Source organism: Exiguobacterium oxidotolerans JCM 12280 (genome assembly GCF_000702625.1).
Classification (GTDB): Bacteria; Bacillota; Bacilli; order Exiguobacteriales; family Exiguobacteriaceae; genus Exiguobacterium_A; species Exiguobacterium_A oxidotolerans.
In genome coordinates, this window is the sequence record NZ_JNIS01000001.1 from 526,055 (window position 1) to 550,356 (window position 24,302).

Annotated in this window: 26 protein-coding genes; 7 read left to right on the plus strand and 19 right to left on the minus strand. The window is 44.1% G+C overall.

Annotation, left to right across the window (positions count from 1 at the left end; genetic code table 11):
* Positions 1 to 37: 37 nt before the first annotated feature.
* The gene (locus P403_RS0102785) at positions 38 to 1,015 is read right to left on the minus strand and encodes an alpha-ketoacid dehydrogenase subunit beta (protein WP_029330957.1); all 978 of its coding nucleotides are present in this window, start codon (positions 1,013 to 1,015) and stop codon (positions 38 to 40) included.
* Positions 1,016 to 1,018: 3 nt separating this feature from the next.
* On the minus strand, positions 1,019 to 2,101 hold the full coding sequence (gene pdhA, locus P403_RS0102790; protein WP_026827895.1) for a pyruvate dehydrogenase (acetyl-transferring) E1 component subunit alpha: 1,083 nt from the start codon (positions 2,099 to 2,101) through the stop codon (positions 1,019 to 1,021).
* Positions 2,102 to 2,478: 377 nt separating this feature from the next.
* Here pdhA and def point away from each other — a divergent pair, with 377 nt between their 5' ends.
* Positions 2,479 to 3,018, plus strand: coding sequence for a peptide deformylase (gene def / locus P403_RS0102795; protein ID WP_029330958.1), 540 nt, complete (start codon positions 2,479 to 2,481; stop codon positions 3,016 to 3,018).
* 54 nt (positions 3,019 to 3,072) lie between these two features.
* Here def and rnjA read toward each other — a convergent pair whose 3' ends face one another.
* Both rnjA and P403_RS0102805 read right to left on the minus strand, forming a co-directional pair.
* Positions 3,073 to 4,740, minus strand: a complete 1,668-nt coding sequence (rnjA, locus tag P403_RS0102800; RefSeq protein ID WP_029330959.1) for a ribonuclease J1 — start codon at positions 4,738 to 4,740, stop codon at positions 3,073 to 3,075.
* On the minus strand, positions 4,737 to 4,955 hold the full coding sequence (locus tag P403_RS0102805; RefSeq protein WP_029330960.1) for a DNA-dependent RNA polymerase subunit epsilon: 219 nt from the start codon (positions 4,953 to 4,955) through the stop codon (positions 4,737 to 4,739). Before P403_RS0102805 ends, rnjA begins: the two co-directional genes overlap by 4 nt.
* A gap of 171 nt (positions 4,956 to 5,126) precedes the next feature.
* Here P403_RS0102805 and P403_RS0102810 point away from each other — a divergent pair, with 171 nt between their 5' ends.
* Positions 5,127 to 5,903: a Cof-type HAD-IIB family hydrolase gene (locus P403_RS0102810; protein ID WP_029330961.1), complete on the plus strand. Its 777-nt coding sequence runs from the start codon at positions 5,127 to 5,129 to the stop codon at positions 5,901 to 5,903.
* A 30-nt stretch (positions 5,904 to 5,933) separates the two neighbouring features.
* Here the strand turns inward: P403_RS0102810 and P403_RS0102815 are convergent, their stop codons facing one another.
* The 5 genes from P403_RS0102815 to P403_RS0102835 form a co-directional block, all read right to left on the minus strand.
* On the minus strand, positions 5,934 to 6,602 hold the full coding sequence (locus tag P403_RS0102815; protein ID WP_029330962.1) for a potassium channel family protein: 669 nt from the start codon (positions 6,600 to 6,602) through the stop codon (positions 5,934 to 5,936).
* A gap of 104 nt (positions 6,603 to 6,706) precedes the next feature.
* Positions 6,707 to 7,732 carry a cytochrome d ubiquinol oxidase subunit II gene (locus P403_RS0102820; protein ID WP_029330963.1) on the minus strand — a complete coding sequence of 342 codons (1,026 nt, stop codon included), beginning with the start codon at positions 7,730 to 7,732 and terminating at the stop codon, positions 6,707 to 6,709.
* 12 nt (positions 7,733 to 7,744) lie between these two features.
* The gene (locus P403_RS0102825; protein ID WP_029330964.1) at positions 7,745 to 9,133 is read right to left on the minus strand and encodes a cytochrome ubiquinol oxidase subunit I; all 1,389 of its coding nucleotides are present in this window, start codon (positions 9,131 to 9,133) and stop codon (positions 7,745 to 7,747) included.
* 234 nt (positions 9,134 to 9,367) lie between these two features.
* The gene (locus P403_RS0102830; protein WP_029330965.1) at positions 9,368 to 10,480 is read right to left on the minus strand and encodes an N-acetyldiaminopimelate deacetylase; all 1,113 of its coding nucleotides are present in this window, start codon (positions 10,478 to 10,480) and stop codon (positions 9,368 to 9,370) included.
* The gene (locus P403_RS0102835) at positions 10,464 to 11,354 is read right to left on the minus strand and encodes a LysR family transcriptional regulator (RefSeq protein ID WP_029330966.1); all 891 of its coding nucleotides are present in this window, start codon (positions 11,352 to 11,354) and stop codon (positions 10,464 to 10,466) included. Before P403_RS0102835 ends, P403_RS0102830 begins: the two co-directional genes overlap by 17 nt.
* 65 nt (positions 11,355 to 11,419) lie before the next feature.
* Here P403_RS0102835 and P403_RS0102840 point away from each other — a divergent pair, with 65 nt between their 5' ends.
* Complete coding sequence (locus P403_RS0102840; protein WP_029330967.1) at positions 11,420 to 11,809, plus strand: disulfide bond formation protein B; 390 nt, start codon at positions 11,420 to 11,422, stop codon at positions 11,807 to 11,809.
* A 217-nt stretch (positions 11,810 to 12,026) separates the two neighbouring features.
* On the opposite strand, the gene P403_RS0102845 is transcribed toward P403_RS0102840, so the two are convergent.
* The 7 genes from P403_RS0102845 to P403_RS0102875 form a co-directional block, all read right to left on the minus strand.
* Entirely contained in the window at positions 12,027 to 13,301 is a 1,275-nt protein-coding gene (locus P403_RS0102845; RefSeq protein WP_051667289.1) for a protoporphyrinogen/coproporphyrinogen oxidase, read from the minus strand.
* 131 nt (positions 13,302 to 13,432) lie between these two features.
* Positions 13,433 to 14,248 (minus strand): ammonia-dependent NAD(+) synthetase, encoded by an 816-nt coding sequence (gene nadE, locus P403_RS0102850; RefSeq protein WP_029330969.1) that lies wholly within the window; start codon positions 14,246 to 14,248, stop codon positions 13,433 to 13,435.
* A 461-nt stretch (positions 14,249 to 14,709) separates the two neighbouring features.
* Positions 14,710 to 15,180: a BsuPI-related putative proteinase inhibitor gene (locus tag P403_RS0102855; protein ID WP_029330970.1), complete on the minus strand. Its 471-nt coding sequence runs from the start codon at positions 15,178 to 15,180 to the stop codon at positions 14,710 to 14,712.
* A gap of 82 nt (positions 15,181 to 15,262) precedes the next feature.
* The gene (locus P403_RS0102860; RefSeq protein WP_029330971.1) at positions 15,263 to 15,475 is read right to left on the minus strand and encodes a hypothetical protein; all 213 of its coding nucleotides are present in this window, start codon (positions 15,473 to 15,475) and stop codon (positions 15,263 to 15,265) included.
* A gap of 356 nt (positions 15,476 to 15,831) precedes the next feature.
* Positions 15,832 to 16,923 carry a virulence factor gene (locus P403_RS0102865; RefSeq protein ID WP_029330972.1) on the minus strand — a complete coding sequence of 364 codons (1,092 nt, stop codon included), beginning with the start codon at positions 16,921 to 16,923 and terminating at the stop codon, positions 15,832 to 15,834.
* 89 nt (positions 16,924 to 17,012) lie between these two features.
* Positions 17,013 to 17,726 carry an alpha/beta fold hydrolase gene (locus P403_RS0102870; RefSeq protein ID WP_029330973.1) on the minus strand — a complete coding sequence of 238 codons (714 nt, stop codon included), beginning with the start codon at positions 17,724 to 17,726 and terminating at the stop codon, positions 17,013 to 17,015.
* Between the two features lie 8 nt (positions 17,727 to 17,734).
* The gene (locus P403_RS0102875; protein WP_029330974.1) at positions 17,735 to 18,292 is read right to left on the minus strand and encodes a GNAT family N-acetyltransferase; all 558 of its coding nucleotides are present in this window, start codon (positions 18,290 to 18,292) and stop codon (positions 17,735 to 17,737) included.
* Between the two features lie 136 nt (positions 18,293 to 18,428).
* Here P403_RS0102875 and P403_RS0102880 point away from each other — a divergent pair, with 136 nt between their 5' ends.
* The 4 genes from P403_RS0102880 to P403_RS0102895 all read left to right on the plus strand — a co-directional run bounded on the left by P403_RS0102880 (position 18,429) and on the right by P403_RS0102895 (position 22,524).
* Positions 18,429 to 19,160 (plus strand): hypothetical protein, encoded by a 732-nt coding sequence (locus P403_RS0102880; protein ID WP_029330975.1) that lies wholly within the window; start codon positions 18,429 to 18,431, stop codon positions 19,158 to 19,160.
* A 260-nt stretch (positions 19,161 to 19,420) separates the two neighbouring features.
* Complete coding sequence (locus P403_RS0102885; protein ID WP_029330976.1) at positions 19,421 to 19,714, plus strand: hypothetical protein; 294 nt, start codon at positions 19,421 to 19,423, stop codon at positions 19,712 to 19,714.
* Positions 19,715 to 20,264: 550 nt separating this feature from the next.
* The gene (gene brnQ, locus P403_RS0102890) at positions 20,265 to 21,590 is read left to right on the plus strand and encodes a branched-chain amino acid transport system II carrier protein (RefSeq protein WP_029330977.1); all 1,326 of its coding nucleotides are present in this window, start codon (positions 20,265 to 20,267) and stop codon (positions 21,588 to 21,590) included.
* 64 nt (positions 21,591 to 21,654) lie between these two features.
* A complete protein-coding gene (locus P403_RS0102895; RefSeq protein WP_029330978.1) occupies positions 21,655 to 22,524 on the plus strand; it encodes a DegV family protein in 870 nt (289 codons plus the stop codon).
* Positions 22,525 to 22,585: 61 nt separating this feature from the next.
* Here P403_RS0102895 and P403_RS0102900 read toward each other — a convergent pair whose 3' ends face one another.
* The 3 genes from P403_RS0102900 to P403_RS0102910 are packed head-to-tail and all read right to left on the minus strand — an operon-like array spanning position 22,586 to position 24,248.
* Positions 22,586 to 23,080 (minus strand): hypothetical protein, encoded by a 495-nt coding sequence (locus P403_RS0102900; RefSeq protein WP_029330979.1) that lies wholly within the window; start codon positions 23,078 to 23,080, stop codon positions 22,586 to 22,588.
* Positions 23,080 to 23,703, minus strand: coding sequence for a phosphatase PAP2 family protein (locus P403_RS16260; protein WP_051667292.1), 624 nt, complete (start codon positions 23,701 to 23,703; stop codon positions 23,080 to 23,082). The genes P403_RS0102900 and P403_RS16260 overlap by 1 nt, the downstream gene beginning before the upstream one ends.
* The gene (locus tag P403_RS0102910; RefSeq protein ID WP_029330981.1) at positions 23,703 to 24,248 is read right to left on the minus strand and encodes a phosphatidylglycerophosphatase A family protein; all 546 of its coding nucleotides are present in this window, start codon (positions 24,246 to 24,248) and stop codon (positions 23,703 to 23,705) included. The genes P403_RS16260 and P403_RS0102910 overlap by 1 nt, the downstream gene beginning before the upstream one ends.
* Between the last annotated feature and the right edge of the window lie 54 nt (positions 24,249 to 24,302).

Below are 24,302 nucleotides of genomic sequence, written 5' to 3' on the forward strand. Positions count from 1 at the left end.
GGAGAGAATCTCCCCTCTCCTTTTTTCCGAATCACGCTTAGAAATTGTAAACTATTTTTACTTTTTCAACGATATCTTTGTGGTCTGGAATCCAGACGTCTTCCCCTTGTGCGAATGGGAAGATTGTATCCGGAGCCGCTACACGAAGAATCGGTGCTTCAAGATCAAGAATTGCACGCTCTTGAATTTCAGTTGCGACCATTGCAGCCACACCTGCTTGTTTTTGAGCTTCTTGAACAACAACGACACGGTTCGTTTTCTTAACTGACGCAACGATTGTATCGATATCGATTGGGCTGATTGTCATCAAGTCGATGATTTCGACGCTGATGTTTTCTTTTTCAAGTTCCTCAGCTGCTTTAAGTGAAGCGTGGACCATCGCGCCGTACGTGACGATTGTAACGTCTGTACCTTCACGTTTGATGTCTGCTTTACCGAGTTCGACTGTGTAGTCCCCTTCAGGAACTTCGCCACGGAATGAACGGTAGAGTTTCATGTGCTCAAGGAAAACGACTGGGTCGTTATCGCGGATTGACGCGATCAAAAGACCTTTTGCATCGTACGGAGTTGACGGGATGACGACTTTAAGTCCTGGTGACTGAGCCATCAATCCTTCTAAGTTATCCGCGTGAAGTTCTGGTGTCTTAACGCCACCACCGAATGGTGAACGGATTGTAACTGGTGCACTGTACGTACCACCTGAACGGTAACGTAGACGCGCGAGCTGAGCTGCTACTGAATCGAACACTTCGAAAACGAAACCGAAGAATTGGATTTCCATGATTGGGCGGAAACCAGTCAAGCTGAACCCGACTGCAAGACCACCAATACCAGACTCTGCGAGTGGTGTATCGAAGACGCGGTCTTCGCCTAATTCATCTTGAAGACCTTCTGTCGCACGGAATACCCCACCGTTTTTACCGACGTCTTCACCGAACAAGAGAACTTGCTCGTCGCGTTTCATCTCGACGCGCATTGCGTCAGTGATCGCTTGGATCATCGTCATTTGTGCCATGGGTTATTTCGACTCCTTTGCTGTATACTCATCAAGCTGCTCTTGCAGGTTTTGTGGTAACTTTTCAGCCATCACGTTGATGAAGTCAGTAACTTTTTGTTTTGGTTCTTTGTCAGCTTGTGCAAGTGCTTCTTTCACATCAGCTTTTGCTTGCTCGATGACTTCGTTTTCTTTGTCTTCGTTCCAAAGACCTTTTGTTTCCATGAACGCACGGAAACGAACGAGTGGATCTTGAGCTTGATACTCATCATCCATATCTTTTGTACGGTAACGTGTTGGATCATCACCAGCGAGTGTGTGTGGTCCGTAACGGTACGTGAGTGTTTCGATCAATGTCGGTACACCGTTAAGTGCTTCGACACGTGCTTGTTTCGTTGCAGCGTAAACTGCGAGAACGTCCATACCGTCAACTTGAATACCGTTGATGCCGGCAGCGACCGCTTTTTGTGCAATTGTTTTTGCCATCGATTGTTTTTCAACTGGCGTCGAAATTGCAAAACGGTTGTTTTGGACAACGAAGATTGCAGGGGCTTTGAATGCTCCAGCAAAGTTCATTCCTTCGTAGAAATCACCTTGTGAAGAACCGCCATCACCTGTATATGTGATTGCTACTTGCTCTTTACCACTTTTCTTAAGACCGAGTGCAACACCGGCAGCTTGAACGATTTGTGCGCCGATGATGATTTGTGGCATTAAGACGTTCACACCTTCAGGAATCTTACCGCCTGTGATGTGTCCACGTGAGAACAAGAATGCTTTGTAGAGTGGGAAGCCATGGAAGACCATCTGTGGAATATCACGGTATCCAGGAAGAATCCAGTCATCCTTATCGAGTGCGAATTGTGTTCCGATCATTGACGCTTCTTGTCCTGCTACTGGAGCATAGAAACCAAGACGTCCTTGACGGTTGAGTGAGATTGCACGTTGGTCCCAAATACGTGTGTATACGAGACGACGCATTAATTCCGTTAATTCTTCATCTGAGAGATCCGGCATAGCGTCTTTGTTGACGACTTCACCTTTCTCGTCAAGAATGCGGAACGTTTCAAAGTTTTCTTCCACGTTTTTAAACATGTTTAAGTTCATCTTTTCACCTCATCCTTTCACTGTGCTCAGCGAAATATTCCTCTGACTGATTTGCCCACATACCAATAGTGTTCAAAAATCGAAGTCCCGTGTGACCTTTCTTGAACATATATCTGTGTACCTATTCAGTTGAGTAAACTGTATTAACATGACTCGACACGATTTGATGTCTTGTTCATTACGTTACAAGTATAAAACTGTAACGCCTATAAAATCAAAGGAAATGTTTTATTTTTTTTCCGACCGCTATTTGTGACCCCTTTCACAAAAACCTTCTGTTTCTCCTTCTGTACTATTCAACTATTTGTAACTGTGTTAGTTATGAATTTCCCCTTTCGCTTGTGCTATAATTTTTGTAGATGAAAGGGGTGTTGTTCATGATCACCATGAATGAAATCGTACGCGAAGAAGTTCCGACGCTTCACGAACGATCGGTAGAAGTTACTTTCCCACTCAGTGAGGAAGATAAAGAAACGATGCGCTTGATGCGCGAGTTTCTTGCTAACAGTCAAGATGATGAAATAGCTGAAAAGTACGATTTGCGTAGCGGGATAGGTCTTGCTGCTCCTCAAATCGGTGTCAACAAGCGGATGTTCGCGATTCGTCTTCCGGACGGCGACGATCTTTTAGAGTTTGGAATCTACAATCCAAAAATCATCAGCCATTCCGTTGAACAAACTTTTTTAACCGGTGGTGAGGGGTGCCTATCCGTCGACCGTGAAGTCGAGGGTCACGTGCCACGCTATATGCGTATTACCCTTACTGGCATCGATCATAACGGAATTCCTGTAAAATTAAGATTAAAAGGTATGAAAGCAATCGTTTGCCAGCATGAATACGACCATTTAGACGGCATCATGTTCTACGATCGAATCGATAAAAAAGAACCATTCAAGGAATACGGGCCAGCTACGTGAACCCGACCTTGAAACAAAAAAGCCATTTCCTGAATCAGGAAATGGCTTTTTTCGTTAAACTTCCATAATGATCGGCATGACCATCGGATGACGTTGTGTTTTTTCAGTCAAATAAGGTGTTAATGTATCGTTGATGACTTGTTTGATATCCGTCCACTTCGTGTTTCGATTCGTTAATGATTGTTCTAACGAACGTTTCAACAAGCGCTCAGCATCTTTAATCAAGTTGCCCGATTCACGCATGTAGACGAATCCACGAGAAATAATGTCCGGTCCAGAAACAAGACGGTTTGTTTTCGAATCGAGTGTGACGACGACGACGACGAGTCCTTCTTCTGAAAGAATACGACGATCGCGTAACACGATGTTTCCAATATCTCCAATTCCTTTTCCATCGACGTATACCGCATTCGCCTGGATTTTACCAGTGATCGCTGCTGCATTGGCATCGAGTGCTAAGACTTCACCGTTATCCATGACGAAACAGTTTTCTTCCGGAACACCCGCATCCATCGCAAGCGACATATGTTTTTTCAACATCCGGTACTCTCCGTGAATCGGCATGAAGTACTTCGGCTTGAGCAAGCGTAGCATCAAGAGTTGCTCTTGCTGACTACCGTGACCTGACGTATGGATATCATTGAGCTTACCGTACATCACGTCTGCTCCTGCTTTATACAGTTGGTTGATCGTTTTCCCGACTGAAACAACGTTTCCTGGAATCGGTGAAGATGAGAAGATGACCAAATCATCAGGAATGATTGAAATCTGACGGTGTGTCCCATTGGCGATTCGGCTTAACGCTGCCATCGGTTCTCCTTGCGAACCTGTACAAAGAATCGTAATTTCATTCGATTTATACCGTTTCATTTCGTTCGGCTCGATGATTGTTCCTTTAGGTGCCTTGATGAAATCAAGCTCTTGTCCAATCATCATGACCTTGTCCATGCTTCGACCGAAGACGACGATTTTCCGTCCTGCTTCAACCGAGGCATTGACGACTTGTTGGAGACGATAGATGTTCGAGGCGAACGTCGCAAAGATGATTCGTCCATCTGCTTTCCGGAAAATATCCGAAATTGTTTCACCGACAACCCGTTCACTCATCGTAAATCCTTCAACTTCAGCATTCGTCGAGTCAGATAAGAGACAAAGTACGCCTTCTTTCCCGAGTTCTGCCATTTTCGCTAAGTCAGCAGGCTCGCCGACTGGTGTGAAGTCGAACTTAAAATCTCCTGTATGGACGATATTGCCTTGTGGCGTTTTTACGACGACACCGAACGAATTCGGAATCGAGTGTGTCGTCCGGAAGAATGAAATACTTGTCTTCCGGAACTTGATGATCGAGTCCTCATCAATTTCATGAAGTTCTGCCGTCCGTAATAAACCATGCTCTTCTAATTTGACCTTGATTAAACCAAGGGCAATTTTCCCCGCATAAATCGGTAAGTTCACTTGTTTTAATAAGAAAGGAAGTCCACCGATATGATCTTCGTGTCCGTGTGTGATGAACACACCTTTGACTTTATCTTTATTTTTGATTAAATACGTGTAATCTGGAATAACATAATCGATTCCGAGCAATTCATCTTCTGGGAACATGACCCCTGCATCAATGACGATGATTTCATCTTGGAATTGAACCACATATGTGTTCTTCCCGATTTCTCCTAAACCGCCGAGTGCGAATACGGCTGCTTGGTGGTTTTTGACGAACTTCATGCGAACGTCGCTACCTTGTAGTCAGCACTTTGTTTTTCGTACTCAAGGAATTCTCCACTTACTTCGCGGATGAATTCAACGTTAATGTCTTTGATGAGATGATCAATCGATGTTCGCACGTCACGAATGCTCTCTCCTTCAACATACATAACCTCTGTCCGTTCTCTTACTGGCGCTTCCGAACGAAGCGGTTGATAAAATACTTTAAAAATCATACTTAGCAACTCCTTATCAGTCCATTGTTTTTTGTCCTTAGATTAGTATACACGAAAACGGTTCATTTTTTCATCCTTATTCAACAACTGATGTCTGCTTGAACCTAGGCGCTATGCTATACTTTCATTTGTAAACGGCTATTCAGCCAATTAAATAGAGAAGGTGAAACCATGGCAAATCAAAAAGTCGTCTTTTTCGATATCGATGGAACTTTGCTTCATGATGGTCATTTCATACCGGAATCGACAAAACAGGCAATCAAACAACTACAGGAAAACGGCGTTTACGTCGCCATCGCGACCGGGCGTGGTCCTGCGATGCTGTCAGGCGTCCGTGAGCAACTCGGCATTGATACGGTTATTGGCTACAACGGTCAAATCGTCGTTCACCAAAACGAAGTCATCTATAAACGTCCGCAACCCGTCGATGATTTGAAACACTTAACATCACGCGCAAAAAATAATGGGCACACACTTGTCTATCTCGGCGAGAAACAAGGTTTCACGACGCGTCAAACAGACGAGACCGTCGCGACATCACTCGGCGCGCTCGATATTCCACTCCCTGCTTATAATGAAGAAGCTTACGAGACGCACGATATTTTCCAAACCCTCGTCTATTGTCAGGCAGAAGAAGAATCGATTTATACGCAAAACTATCAAGCATTCGATTTCATTCGTTGGCACCCACAAGCGATGGACGTCATCAATGCCGGATCGTCGAAAGCAGATGGAATTAAACAATTCCTCCGTTTAACGGATATCAAACGTGAAGATACGTTTGCTTTCGGTGACGCGCTGAACGATCTCGAGATGCTCCGCTACGTCGGAACAGGTATCGCGATGGGCAATGGATTAGACGAAACAAAAGCCGCCGCCGACTTCGTCACGAAACACATTCTTGAAGACGGCATCGCACACGGTTTAAAAAAATTCCAATTAATTTAAAAGTGATACAAAAAAAGCTGAGGAAGTTCCTCAGCTTTTTACTTTATGGATGGCTCGTTCGAGACGGTCTAAGTCTTCGTTTTCCCCGATGACAACAAGGTAGTCGCCTTTTTCAATGACTTCATCAGCTTGCAACGAAATCATGACATTTTCTCCCCGTTTGATGGCGACAACGTTCGCGCCGTACTTACTTCGTAAATCAAGATCAATCAACGTTTTGTTTGCCATACGATCGCTGACCTTGATTTCAACGATCGAGAATTCTTGAGACAGGTCAAGATAATCCAAAATATTCGAACTCATCAGACCGTTCGCAATCCTAACCCCCATGTCACGTTCCGGGTGGACAATGAAGTCAGCACCGATTTTCCGCAATACTTTTTCGTGGTAATCGTTCGTCGCTTTAACAGTGATCGATTTAACACCGAGCTCCTTTAAAATCAACGTTGTCAAAATCGAAGCTTGGATGTTCTCACCAATCGCAACGATGACGTGATCAAAGTTTCGAATTCCAAGACTCTTCAGTACGTTCTCATCCGTCGTATCGGCGATGACGGAGTGTGTCGCAATCCCCATGTATTCATTGACACGTTCTTCATCCGAATCAATCGCTAGAACGTCATAGCCATTCTTCGATAATTCACGGACGATTGAACCACCAAAACGTCCCAAACCAATTACTGCAAACTCTCCATTCATGTTCAACTCTCCTTCAGATTTCGCTTCGTCAGTAGTAGTGTACCCGATTCTTTCTTAAAATACTATAAACGCCTTCACAGTGCGTGAAGGCGTTTAAGGTTTTGCTATTTTTTTGCTTTTTCGCCTCTGACATAATCATTATCAAACAGGAACAATCGTAAAATCAGATAGAGTGCCGGAATCAATAGTAATAGTCCGAAGATAAAGACTACGACAAGCGACGTCGCCATTGTTTCGTTAACGACCGCTTTATTGATATCGATGTACGGGTATAGGATATACGGTAAATGAGTATAGCCGTATCCGAACCATGCAACTCCGTATTGAGCCATGACAGCGATAAAGGCAATTCCATAATTGCGCTTCAGGTAGACGAGTGCGACTGCAACACAGAAGAACACAAAACTTGCTGCGAACCACCACCAGTTACCATTCAAAATGTTTTCATAATGCCATGCAGCTTGGTTCTTTAAACCAAAGAACACAAGTCCGCAGACGATGATCGTTGGAATGCTCCAAAAGAGCGCCCATTTCCGAATCAAGTCACTCGCCCCTGCGTCTCGCGCCTTATCTGCGTAGAACAACAGGAACATCGCACTAATATAAAGGACGGACACAATCGCAAGTGCTACGACGGACCAGGAATAAAAGTTCGTAAACAATTTCGTCCCTAAAAACTCAACCGTTTCACTCGTTTTACGAATAAAGCCACCTTGACTAATCGTCAACGTCGTCGACATCGCAGCCGGAATCAAGAGTCCCGTCGCACCATAGAGAAACGTATAGAACATACTATCGTTCGAACCGTAGTTCGCAAAGGCATAAAAGCTACCGCGAATCGCAATCAGAACGAGTACGATTGATGCAGGCACGAGAAGTGCCGTTCCATAGTAGTACGCTGTGTCCGGGAAAAACCCGACGAGACCAACAAAGAAGAAGACGAAGAAAACGTTCGTCACTTCCCAAACGGGCGAGAGATAACGTAAAATCAATCGATTCGTCAAATGATCTCGTTTTGTATATTTCGAGTAAAATGCGTAAAATCCAGCACCGAAGTCAATTGAGGCAACGATGAGATATCCATAGAGGAACGTCCAAAGTACGGTTATTCCTAGTGTTTGAATGTCCAACTCGTTCCCTCCTTATTCTTTATCGTCCGCAAACATCGCTTCACCGCGAGTATGGTGATCGTCTGCGAGTTCTTTACCGACAGGATTATTTTTAAACATACGGAGCAATACGACTGTACAAATCGTACCAAGTAAGAGGTACAACATGCTGAATAGAATCAGCATCGGTCCGACCGCAGTAGATGTCGTCGCTGCGTCAGCCGTTCTCATAATACCATATAGCGTCCATGGTTGACGTCCGATTTCCGCATACATCCAACCTGCTTCAATCGAAACGATGGCGAGTGGTCCACCAATGAAAATACCACGCAATAACCACTTATTATACGGGTTTAACTTCTTCAGTCGGAATGCGAGTATGAACAAGGCGGAAATCGCTGCTAAATACATCCCGATCGATACCATGATATCGAAGAAATAGTGGACGAATAAAGGCGCTTGGTCTTCTTTCGCAAATTCATTTAGACCGATGACTTCTGTATCTGGTGCCCCGCCTGCAAGAATTGACAAGGCGTACGGAATCTTAACCGCACCTTTGATGTCATAACTACCATCTTCTTGCTCATCTAAAATCCCACCGAAAATCAGTTCTGCTTCATTTGTCGTTTCAAAATGCCACTCCGCTGCTGCTAATTTTTCAGGTTGATATTTCGCAAGGTACTTTCCTGAAAAATCACCGACGAGCGCTGTCGAGAAGGCGAAAATCAATCCAGCCATGACTGTCAGACGAAGTGCTTTTTTGTGATACGCCGTCTCGGCTGCGGACAGTGTTTTCTTACGCAAGAGATGGAACGCCGCGATAGCTGCTAAGATGAAGGCAACCGTCAAGTAAGCCGAGACGATGACGTGCGTCGCTTTTGTTGGCGTTGCCGTATTGAACATCGCTTTCAATGGTTCGATTTGTGTCAATGTTCCGTTGACGATTTTAAACCCTTCCGGCGAGTTCATGAACGAGTTGACCGTCGTGATGAAGAAGGCCGACGCCGTCGCTCCGATGACGACCGGAATCCCGATTAACCAGTGTAACCACGGATTTTTAAAGCGATCCCATGTGTACAAGTAAATCCCAAGGAAGATCGCTTCAAAGAAGAAGGCGAATGTTTCCATGAAGAGTGGCAAAGCAATCGTCTGTCCGGCTACTTGCATTAATGAAGGCCATAAGAGCGATAATTGTAATCCGATTGCCGTCCCCGTAACGACTCCGACCGCTACCGTTACGATATAACCGCGCGTCCAGCGTCGTGCTAAAAGAATATAATCTGGATCTTTTCGTTTAATTCCAATGTACTCGGCTGCGAGTACCATCAACGGAACTCCTACACCAATCGTTGCAAAAATGATGTGAAATGCTAATGTGAGCCCTGTCAATAATCGACTGAGCATAACTGGATCATTGAACATGTGTGTGCCCCCCTCTTCCTAAACGTACTTCTATATATGTTTATATCCGTATCATAGAGAACATAACCCTTTGTGTCTGTTCTAAATGTTTGATGTAACAAATTGTTCACATCTATTCGTGATTTTCTTCACAAAACGTTCGAAAACTAGAGGTTACCGCTAAATGAAAACCCTTTACTTCAATTTTAAACGAAGTAAAGGGCATTTCCACAGTCTTTTTACGATTCATACAGTTTACACATATTCACGGAAGTAATGATCCAGTAAATTAATCACAAACGGAATCGCCTCTTCATCCGGATTTAACGTCGGCTGATGTAAGCCGGATGTTGGATTATCGATTCCAAGCCAAAACATCATGCCTGGGACTTCTTTTAACATGAATCCAAAGTCTTCACCCGTCATCGCAGCATCGCATTCAACATAATTTGCATTCATCTTAACGAATGAAGAAAATTTGTCGACGACGTTTTGATCATTAACGACTTCGTAATAGCGGTTTCCGAATTGCAAATCAATTTTCACGCCAAATGACGCTTCAATTCCACGAACGATATCACGGACCCGTTCTTCTAATTTTTCCATATCAGTGCCGTTCAACGCGCGCATCGTTCCATCTAGAACAGCTCGACCGGCAATGACATTCTCCCGAATCCCTGCATCGACCTTGCCAATCGTGATGACACTACAATTCATCGGATTGATTGATCGACTGACGATTGTTTGCAGTTGCATGATGAGCGCAGCCTGAGCAACGACCGTATCGACCGTCAAATGAGGAAAAGCAGCATGACCACTTTGACCATAAATTGTGATATGAACTTCCCGTGCACTGGCGAAAAGGACGCCAGGACGACTCGCAATTGTCCCGACCGGATATTCAGGCGCCACATGGAGACCATACATTTCACTCGGACGATATTTTTCAAATAACGGACTTTTAATCATCGGTTCCGCTCCACCCGGACCTTCTTCTGCCGGTTGGAATAAGAAGACGACGTCATCCATGATTGGTAACTCGACAAGACGGCGAAGCAGACCTAATGCAATTGACGCATGGACGTCATGCCCACAGGCGTGCATCATTCCAGCATGCTCCGAACCAAAAGGCAGACCCGTCGCTTCTTCGATCGGCAAACCATCGATATCTGCGCGGTAACCGATTGTTCGATTTCCGGTCAACCCTTTAACACGAACGAAAACACCTGTCTCAAACGTATCGTAGCTGACACGGTCTTCAGGATAAGAGCGAATCTGATTTAAAATAAAGGCTTGCGTCTTGAACTCCTTGAACCCTAGTTCCGGTATTTTATGAAGTTCTCTTCGCATTTCAATCGCGTATTCCATCTGACTGACTTCCTCCTTCTTCTTTTACGATGTCCCAAAAGGCTTGGACTTGTTTTAACTCAAGCATGGATTCGGTCGATAAAATCCATGTATCGCGTTTCAGTACTTTACCCGAAGAGGTCTTCAACGGAATCTGCATCACTTCACTCGATTCTTGAATCGTCGACTCTGGTAAAATCGCGAAACCAATCCCATGTAACGCCATTTGCTTACACGTTTCGATTTGGTCGACGACGAGTGTTCGAGCAGGCGGGCTTGAAAAACGATCTTGCCACCATTCAAGGATTTCTTGATAATATGTCGAATCACTCTTGAACTGAATGAATGGTCGGTCCGTCTTACGCAACTGTTCAAGCGTCGTCAACTCACTATCAACAAGATAGAGCGGGTCTGAGAACAACCGTTCCTTGACGCCCTTCCAGTCCGGATTACCTCGAATGATGCCGATATGGAAATGTTCTTCGAGCATATGCCGCATCATTTCACTCGACCAGCCTGTTACGAGTTGGACGCGTACATGCGGGTAACGTTCCACGAAACGTTTTAACACACGTGGCAACCAATATTGACCCATGATAGAGGCGACAGCAATCCGAAGAGTGCCGTATACGGCTCCTTCTTCGGCAGTCAGTTCACTTTTTAGTTCTAATTCTTTTCGATTCATTTCTTTTGCGAGCCCGATGACTTTTTCTCCTTGTGGCGTAATGCTTAATCCACGGGAAGAACGAATGAACAACTTCGTCGCCCACCTGCGCTCAATCGCGACCAATCGTTGACTGAGTGCCGGTTGCGAGACGAAAAGACGTTCGGCTGCCCTTCGCATATTCAGCTCTTCCGATAAAGTTATCAACATTTCCATTTCCGACACTTGCAATGTAAGATTCGACTCCTCATGATATAAGATGGCATTAGTTTAACACGTTAGAAAGGAAGGTACATATGTCACGCTATCATTTTATGTTAATCGTCTCAACGATTGCGACCTTAGGAAGTCTTTACTTCAGTGAAATTCGCGGCTTCATCCCTTGTCCTCTTTGCTGGTGGCAACGCTTGTTCATGTATACGACCGCATTTTATTTAATCATTACACTCTTTCGGAATCGCCCCGTTGATGCTCTTTTCGTTCGACTATATGTTGGAATCGGTTGGGCAGTTGCTGCCTATCACGTTGTTCTCGAACGCCTCCCGGATGGCGAGGCACTCTGTACGAATGGTTGCCTGATTCAATGGGTCAACTACTTCGGTTTTTTGACAATCCCAATGATGAGTTTAATCGCCTTCACCCTCTTATTGATCCTTGCCTTTTATCCGAATAAAAAAAGTGCATAAGTTGCAGAGGTCTGTTCAAACAAATGCGTCACGTAGAACTCACTACAAAAATTAACGCACAGGAAACCCGAGCGATTCCATTTCGATAACAGGAATGCTCGGGTTTTTTATCAAAAATCAGGCGAGAATACTCCCACCTCTAAGCGTCTTGGGGCGAAGCCCAGCGTAGGTGGAGGTAGTTCAATTCATTCCGATGCCGATACTATGCTTGACCGTTTCACTGCCACTCCCTCGACACCGTGTAGGCACTTGAAAAAGATAATTCTGATAACTGACCTTCGCCTTCACACCAATCACCTACGAAAGCAATCGACGTATCTGCTTCCAAAAAGCAAGGCAACGGCCTTTGTCCCATCTTCCATTTGATTTCTTGAACAATCGCGCGTTTCATCGTCCGCTCTGTCACAAGCCGATCTCGCCACCCTGGATAGTGGTGATCTAATAAATCATGGGCGCGCCGTACTTTTTCTTCAATATACGTTGCTTGACTGATCTGTTTATGATCAAGATAGGCGACGACTTGTAAGACTTGTCCCTCTTTCGGAGAAATGCTTGCATCATAGTGTGATAAATCCGTGACGAAGACTTGATGGTCTCGATCGAATACATAAGAAAAAGGAGTATCAATGTAAGGACTGATTCCGACGTCATAGACTAGGGCTTCAGCTGGTTCAAACTGTGCGTAGGGTTCAATAAAGTGCTGGATTGGCAATGGTAATGCAACTTTGCGCATCTCGCGAGGAGGTATCGCGAGAATTACACGCTTGGCAGGCCATTCATTTTTTTGACGATCACGTAATCGATAACCTCCCCCACTTTGTTCAACGGCTGTAATCTTGGTTTTCCGATGGATTTCCCCCCCATTGTCCGTCAAAACGCGTTCGAGTTCATCAATTAAGGTTTGCCAACCTCCAGCAATATATGAAACCGGTTTGCGCGTACGAAATAGTTTCCGGTAATACGCAAAATAGACAGATGACGGGATATTTTCGGGTTCGGAAGTGAAAAAATTACTCGAAGCTAAATCGAGCATTAACCTTGAGACATCGTCTTCGACCTTTTCTTGGACCAACCAGTCCCCAATTGAAACTTCCGACTCTCCACGTTCGAGTGACAATAGTGTTTTGACGACCTCCCATGTGAAACGCACCTTATCGGTTCCTTCAACTAGTTCTGTCTTCAACAGGCCGAGTGCATTCGCAGGAGCCGCAGTCAAATGTCCAGCAAACTCATATTTCGCCTTAGAAGAAGAAAAATCAAGCCATGTCACATTAAGCTTCAATTGTTTAATTAATGAACGGAGTGCTGATTGGTCACGCCCATAAACGGCATGCGCTCCATAATTGAACGTAAATCCTTTAAGCACTTGCGAAGTTGCCCTTCCCCCGAGTAAACCGGCATCGTACAGATGGATTTCCTTTCCTTGATCCGCGAGAAGTGCTGCCACTGATAAACCAGCTAACCCACCACCGACGACTGCAATCTTTTCCACTCGACGCACCTCCTTTTAAGCATTAATTCCCTTTTCTTGATTCTTTTCCCGATTCCAAACAAAGAAAACGACACCCCTAAAGGATGTCGTTTTAAAAAGATACTTTGCCTCAAAGAGCAAGCATCGTCATATCATTTCCACCAATCGTCTAATGGAGAAACCGGCATATGATGTTTATGACCTACACGTTTATACTGTATTTCTAGTTTCGTTTGACTTGCAGTTGATATGCTTTTTCCTTCTAGATAATCGTCAATCTCGTCATACGTCATCCCTAATGCGAGTTCGTCAGGTAAACCAGGTCGGTCATCCTCTAGATCAGCTGTCGGTACTTTATCAATCAAGCCGACAGGTGCTTCTAAATAACGTAACAATTGTTTTCCTTGTCGTTTGTTTAAGCCAGTCAACGGTGTTAAATCACAAGCCCCGTCACCATGCTTCGTATAGAAACCTGTGACGAATTCAGCTGCATGATCCGTTCCGACGACGAGACAACCAAAGTGCGCTCCAAGATCATATTGTACTTTCATCCGTTCACGTGCCTTCGTATTGCCTTTACTGAAATCAGATAGGACTTCTCCTGTCGCGACTTCAAATGAAGCCATTGCCGCTTCTACTGCCGGCTTGATATCAACGCGTAACGAGTGATCTGGTCGAATGAATGATAAGGCAAGTTGTGCGTCCGATTCATCCTGCTGCTGTCCATAAGGAAGGCGAACCGCATAAAAATGAAAATCTCGTCCTGTTTCTGCTCTCAGTTCTTCTACAGCGAGTTGACAGAGCCGTCCGGCAAGAGACGAGTCTTGACCACCTGAAATACCAAGGATAAATCCTTTAGCACCCGTGTGTAGTAAGTATTCTTTTAAGAAACGAATCCGGTTCGCCACCTCTTCATGGGCCTCGATGACTGGCTTGACTCCTGTCGCTTGAATGATGTCTTGTTGCATTGTCACATCACACTCCTCATTCTCTATTTTTTACGAAATTTAGACGAGAATACTCCCCCCTTCTAAACGTTCAGGGTGAAGCCCTAGTCCAAGTGGGGGATGAAACGTCTTCGGACAAGGCGTGTCTTCCGACACGTCAATTGTCCGACGCGCTTCGTTTGAAGACAATTAAAATCAGGAAGAATTAAAATGTTACGTTCTTCGGAAACTGAAGATATAGGGTTGTGACAGAAAGTTCGTCTGTCACGTAAAATCTTCAACGTCCACCTTGCGGATGACCGAAGTAGCGAAAACCAAGCACAGTAGGCATCCGCTCAAAAGAAACGGGCAAGATTAACGTTCAACCGTCGGGACGACGGGGTTAGCCTGATAAAGTTTCGAGCATTAGATTGAATAACTCAGGAATCCTCCACCTCTTAGCGAAGCGTAAGTGGAGGTAGTTCAATAGTTTCAGTTTATCATCATAGCTTCTCTTTAGAAATAACGGATGTCACCTTCGATGTCGAGTCACGCGCTCCCTCGAATTGTTGAACAGTCATTCCGTCGATTTCTTTTGCATCGCTAGTATCTGATAATTCAATCGTCACTTCATATTCCTTTTCCTCATACGGTTTAAACTGTTCTTCTTCAATCGCTTGTGTAAAAAGATGTTCTTTCGAAAACGTGTAAATCACGTGATTTCGTCCATCACGCACCATTAATTCAAAGCGTTGTGATGAAGGATACGCAATTTTCACGTTTTGGTCATTTGGATTGTGCAACCGTACGATTGCCTCTATTGTATTCGATCCAACAGCCTGTCCTGACACGGCAATTTCAATCGGTTGATTCGACACTTTTGTTTCAAGGTCCGCTTTTTTAGTTTCTTGACTACATCCGACTAACATGAGCGCTAATCCAAGTAACAGCAACCGTGTTCGAGACCATTTCATGACGTCTCCTCCCTCTTTCCATCCATTTTATCATACAAAAAAGGAGACAAGGTTTCCCTCATCTCCCTTTCATAGTTGCTGATTAAGCAACAGGCATTTCTGTTACATCGGTTGAACCTGAGAATAATTGTTCCATCCCCGTTACGAATAATTCATCACAGATCGCATCTGTCGCTGTGACCGGTGCGACGAGTGTGATTGTCCGGCTATCACCTGTCTCGATTGTAACGTACACACCAGAAGCCGTTCGTTCTTTATACCCCACTGCTAAGTCTGTTTCTGCAAAAAGTATCATGTCCCCGCATCTCCTTTGTTATGTTAGATTTCAGTTAAACCAACTCACTCGTTTAATCTCGAATCCGTTATGTTGATTTCACTTTACCAAACGTCCAAAAGAGCAGGTGAATTGTCAGTCGACAATTCATGTCAAAACTTTATGCCAGTTTCCCAACCCATAAAATGGATGATATAAAAAACAAATCATTTCTTTTGAAACATGCAGATTATCATCAGATTTCAAAGACATTTCAAAATCATTACAGTTTTTCTTCTTTTTTTTACCAGGACATAAGTCTTATAGGTAAAATATGACTAGACAAAACATGAGCGATTTTGTCGAATGATTGTGCCAAACATGGTTTTTTCAAGTTCTTATGAACTTTCATCAATCAAACGGTTCATTTGTTGCCAGACTGTCCCTAGTGCTTCTTCCCCACTCTCGATTCGTGCTAAGGCGAGCTCGGCTTGGAGTGCGACTTCATATTCTTTATCTTGCGCTGCTTCTTTTAAGCGAGATACTGCCCGTTCCGTTCCAACATCGAATAGAAAGCGCGCGGCACGCCAACGAACAAGTTTGTTTTTATCGGTCAACGCTTCAATCATCATCGGCTCCGCTTCCGGAAGTGCCCAATCAGATACTGTATCCCCTGCGGTCCGACGAACGATTCCTGAAGGGTCATGTAAAGCATTCGTGATATATTCGAGCAATTCTTCACGATTCTCCTCAAACATCCCGAGCTTGACGATTGCTTGTCGTCTGATTTGCATTTTTTCATCCTGAAGCATCTTCGCATAAGCCGAGACCCAGCTTAAATCGATTGGTAATTCATCCAGTGCTGCAAACCGCTCTTTCCAGTCGCTCGAGCTAAGTGCTTGCCCATCAAACGTAACGTCTTCACCCGAAGCGAGTACTTTCAATCGTTCAACCCGCTCTTGAGGATAGGCGATTTCGAGCTCTTGCGCCACTTCTTCTAGACTATCGTCCAGTTCCCCATACCGTGGGGCTTGTTCGACCCAGCGTCGATCACTAATAACATTTTGGACAAATGGTTGGACGAATAATGCAGCATCCCGAAACCTTTCCGGTAACCCTTGTCGTTTTTCTTCTAATCCTTTGACCCCTTTGATTTGCATCGGGACACCGAGGATGAATTGAACAAAGAGATGCACAGGTTCGAATGCGGCATCTGTTTCATGATTTTCGACATCACTTAAATTCTCACCAAAAGCTCGGCGAATTTCGATGACGAGTGTTCGCCAATCGTATTTTGGAAAACGTTCGACGGCAAGAAAGTCACTCACTTGATAGACTGACTTAATTCCAGGAATGTCTAAAAGTTTCGTTACGTGCTCTGGCGCACCAAAAGCATGTTCAAAGGTCTGTCCCTTTTCAGAAAATGTTTCATCAACGATGACTTTCATGTTGTTTGGACTTGGTGTTGGTTCAATTGCTACAATTTTCATATCGATCCCTCCCCCTCCATCATTCAGAAACTTTAAAGAAATTGCAACGCAAAAGCTCTACGATTCGAACCGTAGAGCTTTGATGTTGTTTAAGCAAATACACGCTCGATAATCTCACAGAACGCATCCGGTGTTTCAAGCATCCCCATGTGACCACTATCCGTTGATTCAAAGCTGATCCGTGAGTTATTCGGGCTAAATGCACTCTCTTTTGAGATAAGGCCATCTTTTTCACCATGAACAATCACAGCAGGAACTGAAGTTTGATTCAATGCGCTCGTGACATCTCTCCGGTCGCGCATCGCACTTAGAGCGCGTATTGCACCTTCGACTGTCATCATGTAACCAATCTCTTTTGCTTCAGAAATTAGCATCGGATCTGCCCCTTCGGCAAATAAACCGGGAATCATGTCGTCAACGAATGCCCGAACTCCAATCTCCTCAACACGACTAATGTTTTGATTTCGTTTTTGTTTCGCTTCAGTAGCGTCTGGTTTCGCCGTTGAATAGACGAGACCGAAACCGGCAATTTTATCTGCATAAGCTTCGACGATCGCAGCCGTAATATATCCTCCGAAAGAGTGACCAACGATAATCGGATTTTCAATTTCCCGGCGTTCCAAGTCCTTCATGACCCACTCTGCAAATCCTTCCACTGTGTCAGGTCCGACGTCCTCTCCTTCATGACCGGGTAGTCGCAGCGGCAAGACATCAAACGATAAGCGAAGCTTTGCTTCCACCCGATTAAAATAATCTGTTCCTCCAGCAAATCCGTGTAGCAATACGAGTGTTTGTTTCGACATTGACTAACTCATCCCTTCCATTCCGATGCAAGCATCCGGTAAATTGTCAAATCCATAAAACGTCCATGACTGTAGGCATAATCCTCAAGCAATCCTTCCGATTGAAAACCTAATTTTTGGACGAGTGCATTCGAAGCAAGATTTTCAGGTGCAACAAGGGCACTGATGCGATGGAGGGCGAAGTCTTCGAATCCATGTGTTAAAACAGCACGCGCCGCCTCAGAAGCGACACCTTGCTTCCAGTAGTCTTGACTGACCTCAAAACCGATTTCAGCACGGTGGTACTGCGCTAACCAATTATGAAAGCCAATTGTCCCGATTAATTGGTTGGTTTGCAAATCAGCAATTGCCCACCGAATCGCCTTCCCTTGCGTAAACTGTTCTTTGAAATAACTAATGACGTTTTTTGCTTCATACACAGTCGCTAACGGATCCGATCCGTAATAGTACATGACGTCCTCGTCTGAAAGAATCTTAAATAGATCACGTGCATCTTTATTTTCAAGTTCCCTTAGAACAAATCGTTCCGTCGTCAACTCTGGAAATGGTTTTCGTAACCCCCACATCGTTTGATCACCTCTTTTTATGCTTCTATTCTTTATTATGCCCGTTTTCAAAAGGAATTATTCTTTTCGCTCGATTGAAGTTTTGCTACTATTGAAATAGTAAGTATTGATGAGTCAAGAAAGGAAGCAGATGGCTATGTCAAGTTCAATGCTTTATTTTTATGAGGATGCAGAAAACCATCGTTTAACGATGTCTGGTGTGACATTTTCTGATTTCATGATTGCCCTAGATTTAAAACGTCCATTACTTGTCTCAGGTGCAGACTTTAAAGCCGTCAAACAATCGTTTCGTACTTCGCTCAATTACGTTGAAGCACATGAAATTGAGCAATTTTCCGCGTCGAATGATGTCGTTCGTCATCCATTGAATGCGATTGACATCCGCTCTTCACATTCCTTAGATATATTAACTGATCCTGAAGTTGCGGAGCTGTTATTCCTCATGCATATGAAGCGTGGTATGCCGAGCCCGTTCGCGTCATCGGTCGAGAACGAGTTCGCCTATTTTAGTGAACACGACGGATTTCAGGCAACGGTATACTTAAAAGATTGGTCCCGAATCGAGCAAATCCTCTCAGTCTTAATCCAGCGAAAGATTCGTCACGAGCTTCGTGGGTTATCTCCCCGTCCTTTGACGGCTGAAATCCTGATTCATATTCGTCAATTGCTCAGCGAAGGTGTGTTAATTGATTTCGCGAATATAAAACGCTCTGTTTTTACGAGACAACTCAGCATTCCTCTTTATATTGCGGGTCGTTACGAAGACATGGCCGTGCTCAAGGAAGACTTTGAGTCTGAAAAAGAGTCCATCATCGCACGTGGTGAATTCGTCCACCGCAAAAAAGCCTGGGATTTTGAGGTACGATGATCTTCAGCATCTCTATCATCAAATGATAGGATGCTTTTTTTGTATCTTATTTTTTTATACTTTCATGTATTATTTCAAGAAATCTAATATCATACAATACCTCTCATGAATTAATTGAATTTTCACACAAAATAATGCTAGCTTCTTTTAGAGACTTCGTTATAATGAGATTAACCTTTTGGATAAGTTAGAAGTTGCAGATGTTTTTTCGTTACACGTATGATGATTGTTCGTGTTAGCTAACAAAGGAGGAACTAGTTATGGACCAGTTAAAAGTGAACGGAATCGGATCATTCGCTAAATTCGCGACGAACGGACATATCCTGAAACTAAAGGATGCGTCAATTGGCGAACTTAAATTATCACTGAATGATGCGAGCTCAATGGCCATCTCACCGATTGATGAAGAGACCGGAGTATTTACCATCCGAGGGCAGCAACAGGAACCGCTCGTCGAGCTAACGTTGCCCCGTCAATCTTGTGAAGTCGTTCACGCCTGGCTCCTCCACAAAATGAGACGACAAAAAAAGGGGCGCTTCATGGCTTCTAGTTAAACTTATGTCGCTCATTATATCTATATTAACCATCCGGTCACTTCTAATGAAGGACCGGATTTTTTTGTTATAATATGGTTTTTTCGTATCTCTTTTAGTAATAATATGCATGATAACGTTCTCAATATTTTTTCTTTCGGAACAATTGTCAGAAAATATTGATTAATCATGTATCCCGTGATAATCTGAGACAAATTCAACGAGAGGAGCACCATATTATGAGCACTTTAGTTTTAACTTCGAATCACCGACTGATTATTCTGTACGCGAGGGACTGAAAACATTTCATGTGACGATGAAATAGTTTTTGGGCCCTCCTTTCGATGGATCGAATGAGGCGTCCAGTGAAACAGATGGCGCCTATCCAATCTAACGGATAGGTTTTTTTAATTCCACATTACGGTTGATCTTCTTTTACAAGTGTAGAGGTTAAAACACGTTTGCTTCGACTCCTCGATTCTTGAATAACGAATGTTTTAAAATTTATTTATAAGAGTTAATTTCTAATGGTATAGTGAGTAAGATTATGAGGAATCAGGAGGCATAATATATGTTGAACCGTAAAGATTTATTCGCTTTAGGATTTATGATTTTCGCTTTGTTTTTTGGTGCCGGTAACTTAATTTTCCCACCCGAACTCGGTGCTCTTGCCGGGACACAATTCTTACCTGCCATGCTAGGCTTCATCGTAACAGGCGTCGGTCTCCCGTTAGCGGGCTTAATCGCAGTCGCTTGGGTTGGCGGCGGAATTAGTACGCTTTCAAATCCACTGCCGAAAGCTGTTGGTGCTTTCTTGACATTCGCGCTTTACGTCGCGATTGGTCCATTCTTCGGCATTCCGCGAACATCCGTCGTCACGTATGAACTTGGTGTCGTGCCTTTTTTAGGAGAACCTAGCCAAACGACGTTAATCATTTCATCATTACTCTTTTTCTTGGCAACCGTGTTTCTCGTTTTAAGACCGGGTAAGTTACTTGATATCATCGGTCGCTTCATCACACCGTTATTACTGACGGCACTTATGATTCTCAGTATAAGTAGTATCGTCAATCCACTTTCTTCCGTCGAGGCACCAGCTCCTGCATACAACAGTTTTACGAACTCGTTTGTTCAAGGATTTCTTCAAGGCTATTTGACCCTCGACGCACTCGGTGCACTCGTCTTCGGGGTTATCGTCTTACACACGCTTCACACACGTGGAATTAAAGATCGTACAGCACAATTAAAAAACGTGACAAAAGCCGGTTTAATTGCCGCAGTCTCATTGACTGTCGTCTATACAGGACTTGGTTTCATTGGACGAAACAGCTTCGGTGCCGTCGGTTCAGTCAGCGGTCCTGATTTGTTGCAACAATATGCTGATAGTACGTTCGGTACGGTTGGTTTAGTCATTTTAGGAACAGCGATTTTGCTGGCTTGTTTAACAACTTCCGTCGGTCTTGTGACAGCATTTTCAGAATATTTGATTTCATTGTTTAAACGCTTGTCTTTCCCGGTCGCAAGTATCACGACAGCCGTATTAGGATTCGCAATCTCAATTTTCGGATTGCAGACATTACTGTCGATTGCCGTACCTGTGTTGATGTTCCTTTATCCGATTGTCATCGTCTTAATCGTCTTGACTTTCATTCGTTCAGCTATCAAGAAGCCGGCCATCGTCTATGGTGCGACATTGTTCGTAACGGCGCTTCTCTCTTTACTGAGCTCACTCATGTCGTTAAAAGCTTTACCTGCATTCGCCAGCAGCATGTATAAAGCTTTTCCATTGGTCGACCAAAACATGGCGTGGTTATTACCTGCGATCGCGACCTTCATCATCAGTTCATGGATTGGACACGTTTCTCATAATTCCATCAGCCAAAAACGAGCAGGCTGATGATTCCGCTTTCATCCCTATGGTATGATAAGAAAAATGGAATTCTACTGGAGGCGTCGTTTTAATGGATAAGATTGCTTGGATCACCGATAGCATGGCTTTTTTCCGAGAGGGGGAAGCAGAACAGATCGGAGTCCATGTGGTGCCGACTCAACTCATCATTAACGGTGAATCGTACCGTGAGTATGTCGACATTTCAATTGAACAACTTGATGAAAAAATGAAACAACATTCTTCTGCCGTCCCTACGACTTCTCAGCCTTCCTTCGGAGAGTTAGTCGAGTTGTATGAGCGCTTAAAGAGCGAGGGATATGATTACGGGTATGCCATTCATATCACGAGTGGCTTAAGCGGAACATATGCAAGCTCAGTCGCAGCTGCAGAGGCTGTTGGCTTCCCCTTGTATGCCATTGATTCTTATACAGGGGCGACCAACCAACAAGAAATGATTAAGATTTCGATTGAGCTCGCAACTTCTGGAATGCGCCCTGAAAACGTGATGACCGTTCTCGAAAAATTCAAACACGGCTCTCACTTTTATTTGATCATTGGGAATATGGAGACAATGCGGCGTGGGGGTCGCGTTTCAAGTAGTCAATTTTTACTTGCGAACATGCTGAACATCAAGCCGATCGTTACGTTCAATGAACTTGGGAAACTCGTTCCCTTTAAAAAGGTCCGCTCCATGAAAAAAGCTTTTCAGGAAATGGCTACAGAGGTCGTGACAAAAGTCCAGGCTTCTGGTCTACACCAGCAAAGACTCTACGTCGGACATACATTGGCGTTAGAAGAAGCTGAACAACTCCGTGATCTGATTCAAGCTAAGCTATCTGATATTTCAATCGAAATCACTCAATTTGGTCCATCTATTTTGTCACATGCAGGTGCCGCTACTATCGGTGTCTATTGGTTCGACCAAATTGAATACCCGTAAAAGTAAGAGAAAAAGCATCCGACGTCACGACGTCGGATGCTTTTTCTGTTACTTTAATGATTCATGTTTGATAACGATGAAATAGCTCTTCCAATAACGCTGATTCATCCTCTACGAAAGAGATCCCTTCATGGGGACGGGTCAGACGTTCCGATAAGGTCATCGCCGGATAAGCTTGCCAGTTCGTCACTTCTACTTCTTCGAGATAGATTAAAATCGACGACATCGTGGCAGGTTGCTGATGTTGTCGTAGCCAATTTTCATATCGCTTATCTGATTTCCCTTCTTTTAGCAGGATTTTCCCGCTCTCAAGAATTGCCCACTTTGGTTTTGCGTCGATTTGAAATAATTCAAGATGTTTAAACTGATCCACCGTTCGATTCGTCACTGGAATCACTTGATTGATTTCAACTAAGCGCTTCAGGCGCAGATGCGCCCGCATCGTCATGAACTGTTTGTTTCCATCCAATCGCTCGACGAGCAATGTCGGTTTGTTCATCGTCCGCATCGTTGCTTCATCGAACAAAATGCTATTGTCAATATCAAGTAACAACATTAATTGTAAATCTCCTTTTTTCGTCTCGGTGATACGAAAGCATATGACAAGCTGAGGACGAAGGCCGCGAATAAAAAGCCTCCGAGGACATCAGAAAAATAATGAACGTTCAAAATAATCCGTGAAGATCCCATTGCGAGAAACATCAACGTACAAATCGTGCTGACGACAATCCGCCCCGTCCGACTTAAAAAGGGCCAAGCAAGTACGATGAATCCTCCATAAACAGCAAATGCCATCGATGAATGTCCACTTGGAAAGCTATAGCCGACGCCCCCTACCAAGTCATTTAATGATGGACGTTCTCTGACGAAAATCAATTTAACGACTTGATTTAACGCCCCGACGGAGAGACAGGCAATGAAATACCAAATGCTACCGACTTTATCACGCCAAATCAGGTAACTGACGATTGCAAGAATGCTCGTAATCGTCACAGCTCCGACACCTGATCCAATCCGCGTGAACCACGAGACGTAGCTACCTGGAACACGTTCTGCCATTTCATTCGATAATTGGGCATCAAACAAAAAATAACCCGTCAGGCGAATCGATAACGCAATCGTTAAAAACAATACGAGTACGATTCCTGAGACGATTAACGCCCGCTGATTTGGTTTCATTAGTACGTTCCCTTTCGTTGTTCAAGCTCTTCTGCTGAGTAATCTTCTTTATCCCGTAAACGGTGCGCAAGGCGTCCGGATGCGTTCGCTGCAATCGCCGCGACGATGTCATCCATGAACGTATTGACACGTCCATCATCGACTTTCGTATCGAGCTCCTTGATAATACCGATTTTGGCTTTATCTAAGTAACCGAACGTCGTGACCGCGATTGAACCATACGTATTGACCGCACCAATCGCAATCGTTTCATCGACGCCAAACAATCCTTCATCACTTCGAATGATGGATAATAATGGTTCAGACAACAGACCCTTTTCCGCAAGAATATCAAGTTCTGCCCCAACTAAAATCGCATGTTGGAGTTCCCGTTTTTCGAGTACACGTTCGACTGAGCTGAGACATGTCTCGAGTGTCAACTCGTCCGTATAAGGTGCTTGCATCTGATACACGATTTCAGCAATGACATGAATCGTTACACCTCGTTCGTGTAGTTTTTCAATCGCTGCTTGTTTGACCTCTTTTGAATGTGCTTTTTCTTTCATGACTAAATCCACCTCTCTGACAAAGTTCTTCACAAGTATACACAGATTCCCTGA

What these genes read in the sequence shown, in the direction of transcription:
- rnjA (WP_029330959.1), bottom strand. Translation starts at nt 4,740, where the DNA reads ATGAAGTTCGTCAAAAACCACCAAGCAGCCGTATTCGCACTCGGCGGT.
- P403_RS0102885 (WP_029330976.1), top strand. Translation starts at nt 19,421, where the DNA reads ATGGACCAGTTAAAAGTGAACGGAATCGGATCATTCGCTAAATTCGCG.
- P403_RS0102805 (WP_029330960.1), bottom strand. Translation starts at nt 4,955, where the DNA reads ATGATTTTTAAAGTATTTTATCAACCGCTTCGTTCGGAAGCGCCAGTA.
- P403_RS0102810 (WP_029330961.1), top strand. Translation starts at nt 5,127, where the DNA reads ATGGCAAATCAAAAAGTCGTCTTTTTCGATATCGATGGAACTTTGCTT.
- P403_RS0102910 (WP_029330981.1), bottom strand. Translation starts at nt 24,248, where the DNA reads ATGAAAGAAAAAGCACATTCAAAAGAGGTCAAACAAGCAGCGATTGAA.
- brnQ (WP_029330977.1), top strand. Translation starts at nt 20,265, where the DNA reads ATGTTGAACCGTAAAGATTTATTCGCTTTAGGATTTATGATTTTCGCT.
- P403_RS0102840 (WP_029330967.1), top strand. Translation starts at nt 11,420, where the DNA reads ATGTCACGCTATCATTTTATGTTAATCGTCTCAACGATTGCGACCTTA.
- P403_RS0102830 (WP_029330965.1), bottom strand. Translation starts at nt 10,480, where the DNA reads ATGGAATACGCGATTGAAATGCGAAGAGAACTTCATAAAATACCGGAA.
- def (WP_029330958.1), top strand. Translation starts at nt 2,479, where the DNA reads ATGATCACCATGAATGAAATCGTACGCGAAGAAGTTCCGACGCTTCAC.
- P403_RS16260 (WP_051667292.1), bottom strand. Translation starts at nt 23,703, where the DNA reads ATGAAACCAAATCAGCGGGCGTTAATCGTCTCAGGAATCGTACTCGTA.
- P403_RS0102895 (WP_029330978.1), top strand. Translation starts at nt 21,655, where the DNA reads ATGGATAAGATTGCTTGGATCACCGATAGCATGGCTTTTTTCCGAGAG.
- P403_RS0102825 (WP_029330964.1), bottom strand. Translation starts at nt 9,133, where the DNA reads ATGTTCAATGATCCAGTTATGCTCAGTCGATTATTGACAGGGCTCACA.
- P403_RS0102815 (WP_029330962.1), bottom strand. Translation starts at nt 6,602, where the DNA reads ATGAATGGAGAGTTTGCAGTAATTGGTTTGGGACGTTTTGGTGGTTCA.
- P403_RS0102900 (WP_029330979.1), bottom strand. Translation starts at nt 23,080, where the DNA reads ATGTTGTTACTTGATATTGACAATAGCATTTTGTTCGATGAAGCAACG.
- P403_RS0102880 (WP_029330975.1), top strand. Translation starts at nt 18,429, where the DNA reads ATGTCAAGTTCAATGCTTTATTTTTATGAGGATGCAGAAAACCATCGT.
- nadE (WP_029330969.1), bottom strand. Translation starts at nt 14,248, where the DNA reads ATGCAACAAGACATCATTCAAGCGACAGGAGTCAAGCCAGTCATCGAG.
- P403_RS0102855 (WP_029330970.1), bottom strand. Translation starts at nt 15,180, where the DNA reads ATGAAATGGTCTCGAACACGGTTGCTGTTACTTGGATTAGCGCTCATG.
- P403_RS0102865 (WP_029330972.1), bottom strand. Translation starts at nt 16,923, where the DNA reads ATGAAAATTGTAGCAATTGAACCAACACCAAGTCCAAACAACATGAAA.
- pdhA (WP_026827895.1), bottom strand. Translation starts at nt 2,101, where the DNA reads ATGAACTTAAACATGTTTAAAAACGTGGAAGAAAACTTTGAAACGTTC.
- P403_RS0102785 (WP_029330957.1), bottom strand. Translation starts at nt 1,015, where the DNA reads ATGGCACAAATGACGATGATCCAAGCGATCACTGACGCAATGCGCGTC.
- P403_RS0102860 (WP_029330971.1), bottom strand. Translation starts at nt 15,475, where the DNA reads ATGATACTTTTTGCAGAAACAGACTTAGCAGTGGGGTATAAAGAACGA.
- P403_RS0102870 (WP_029330973.1), bottom strand. Translation starts at nt 17,726, where the DNA reads ATGTCGAAACAAACACTCGTATTGCTACACGGATTTGCTGGAGGAACA.
- P403_RS0102875 (WP_029330974.1), bottom strand. Translation starts at nt 18,292, where the DNA reads ATGTGGGGGTTACGAAAACCATTTCCAGAGTTGACGACGGAACGATTT.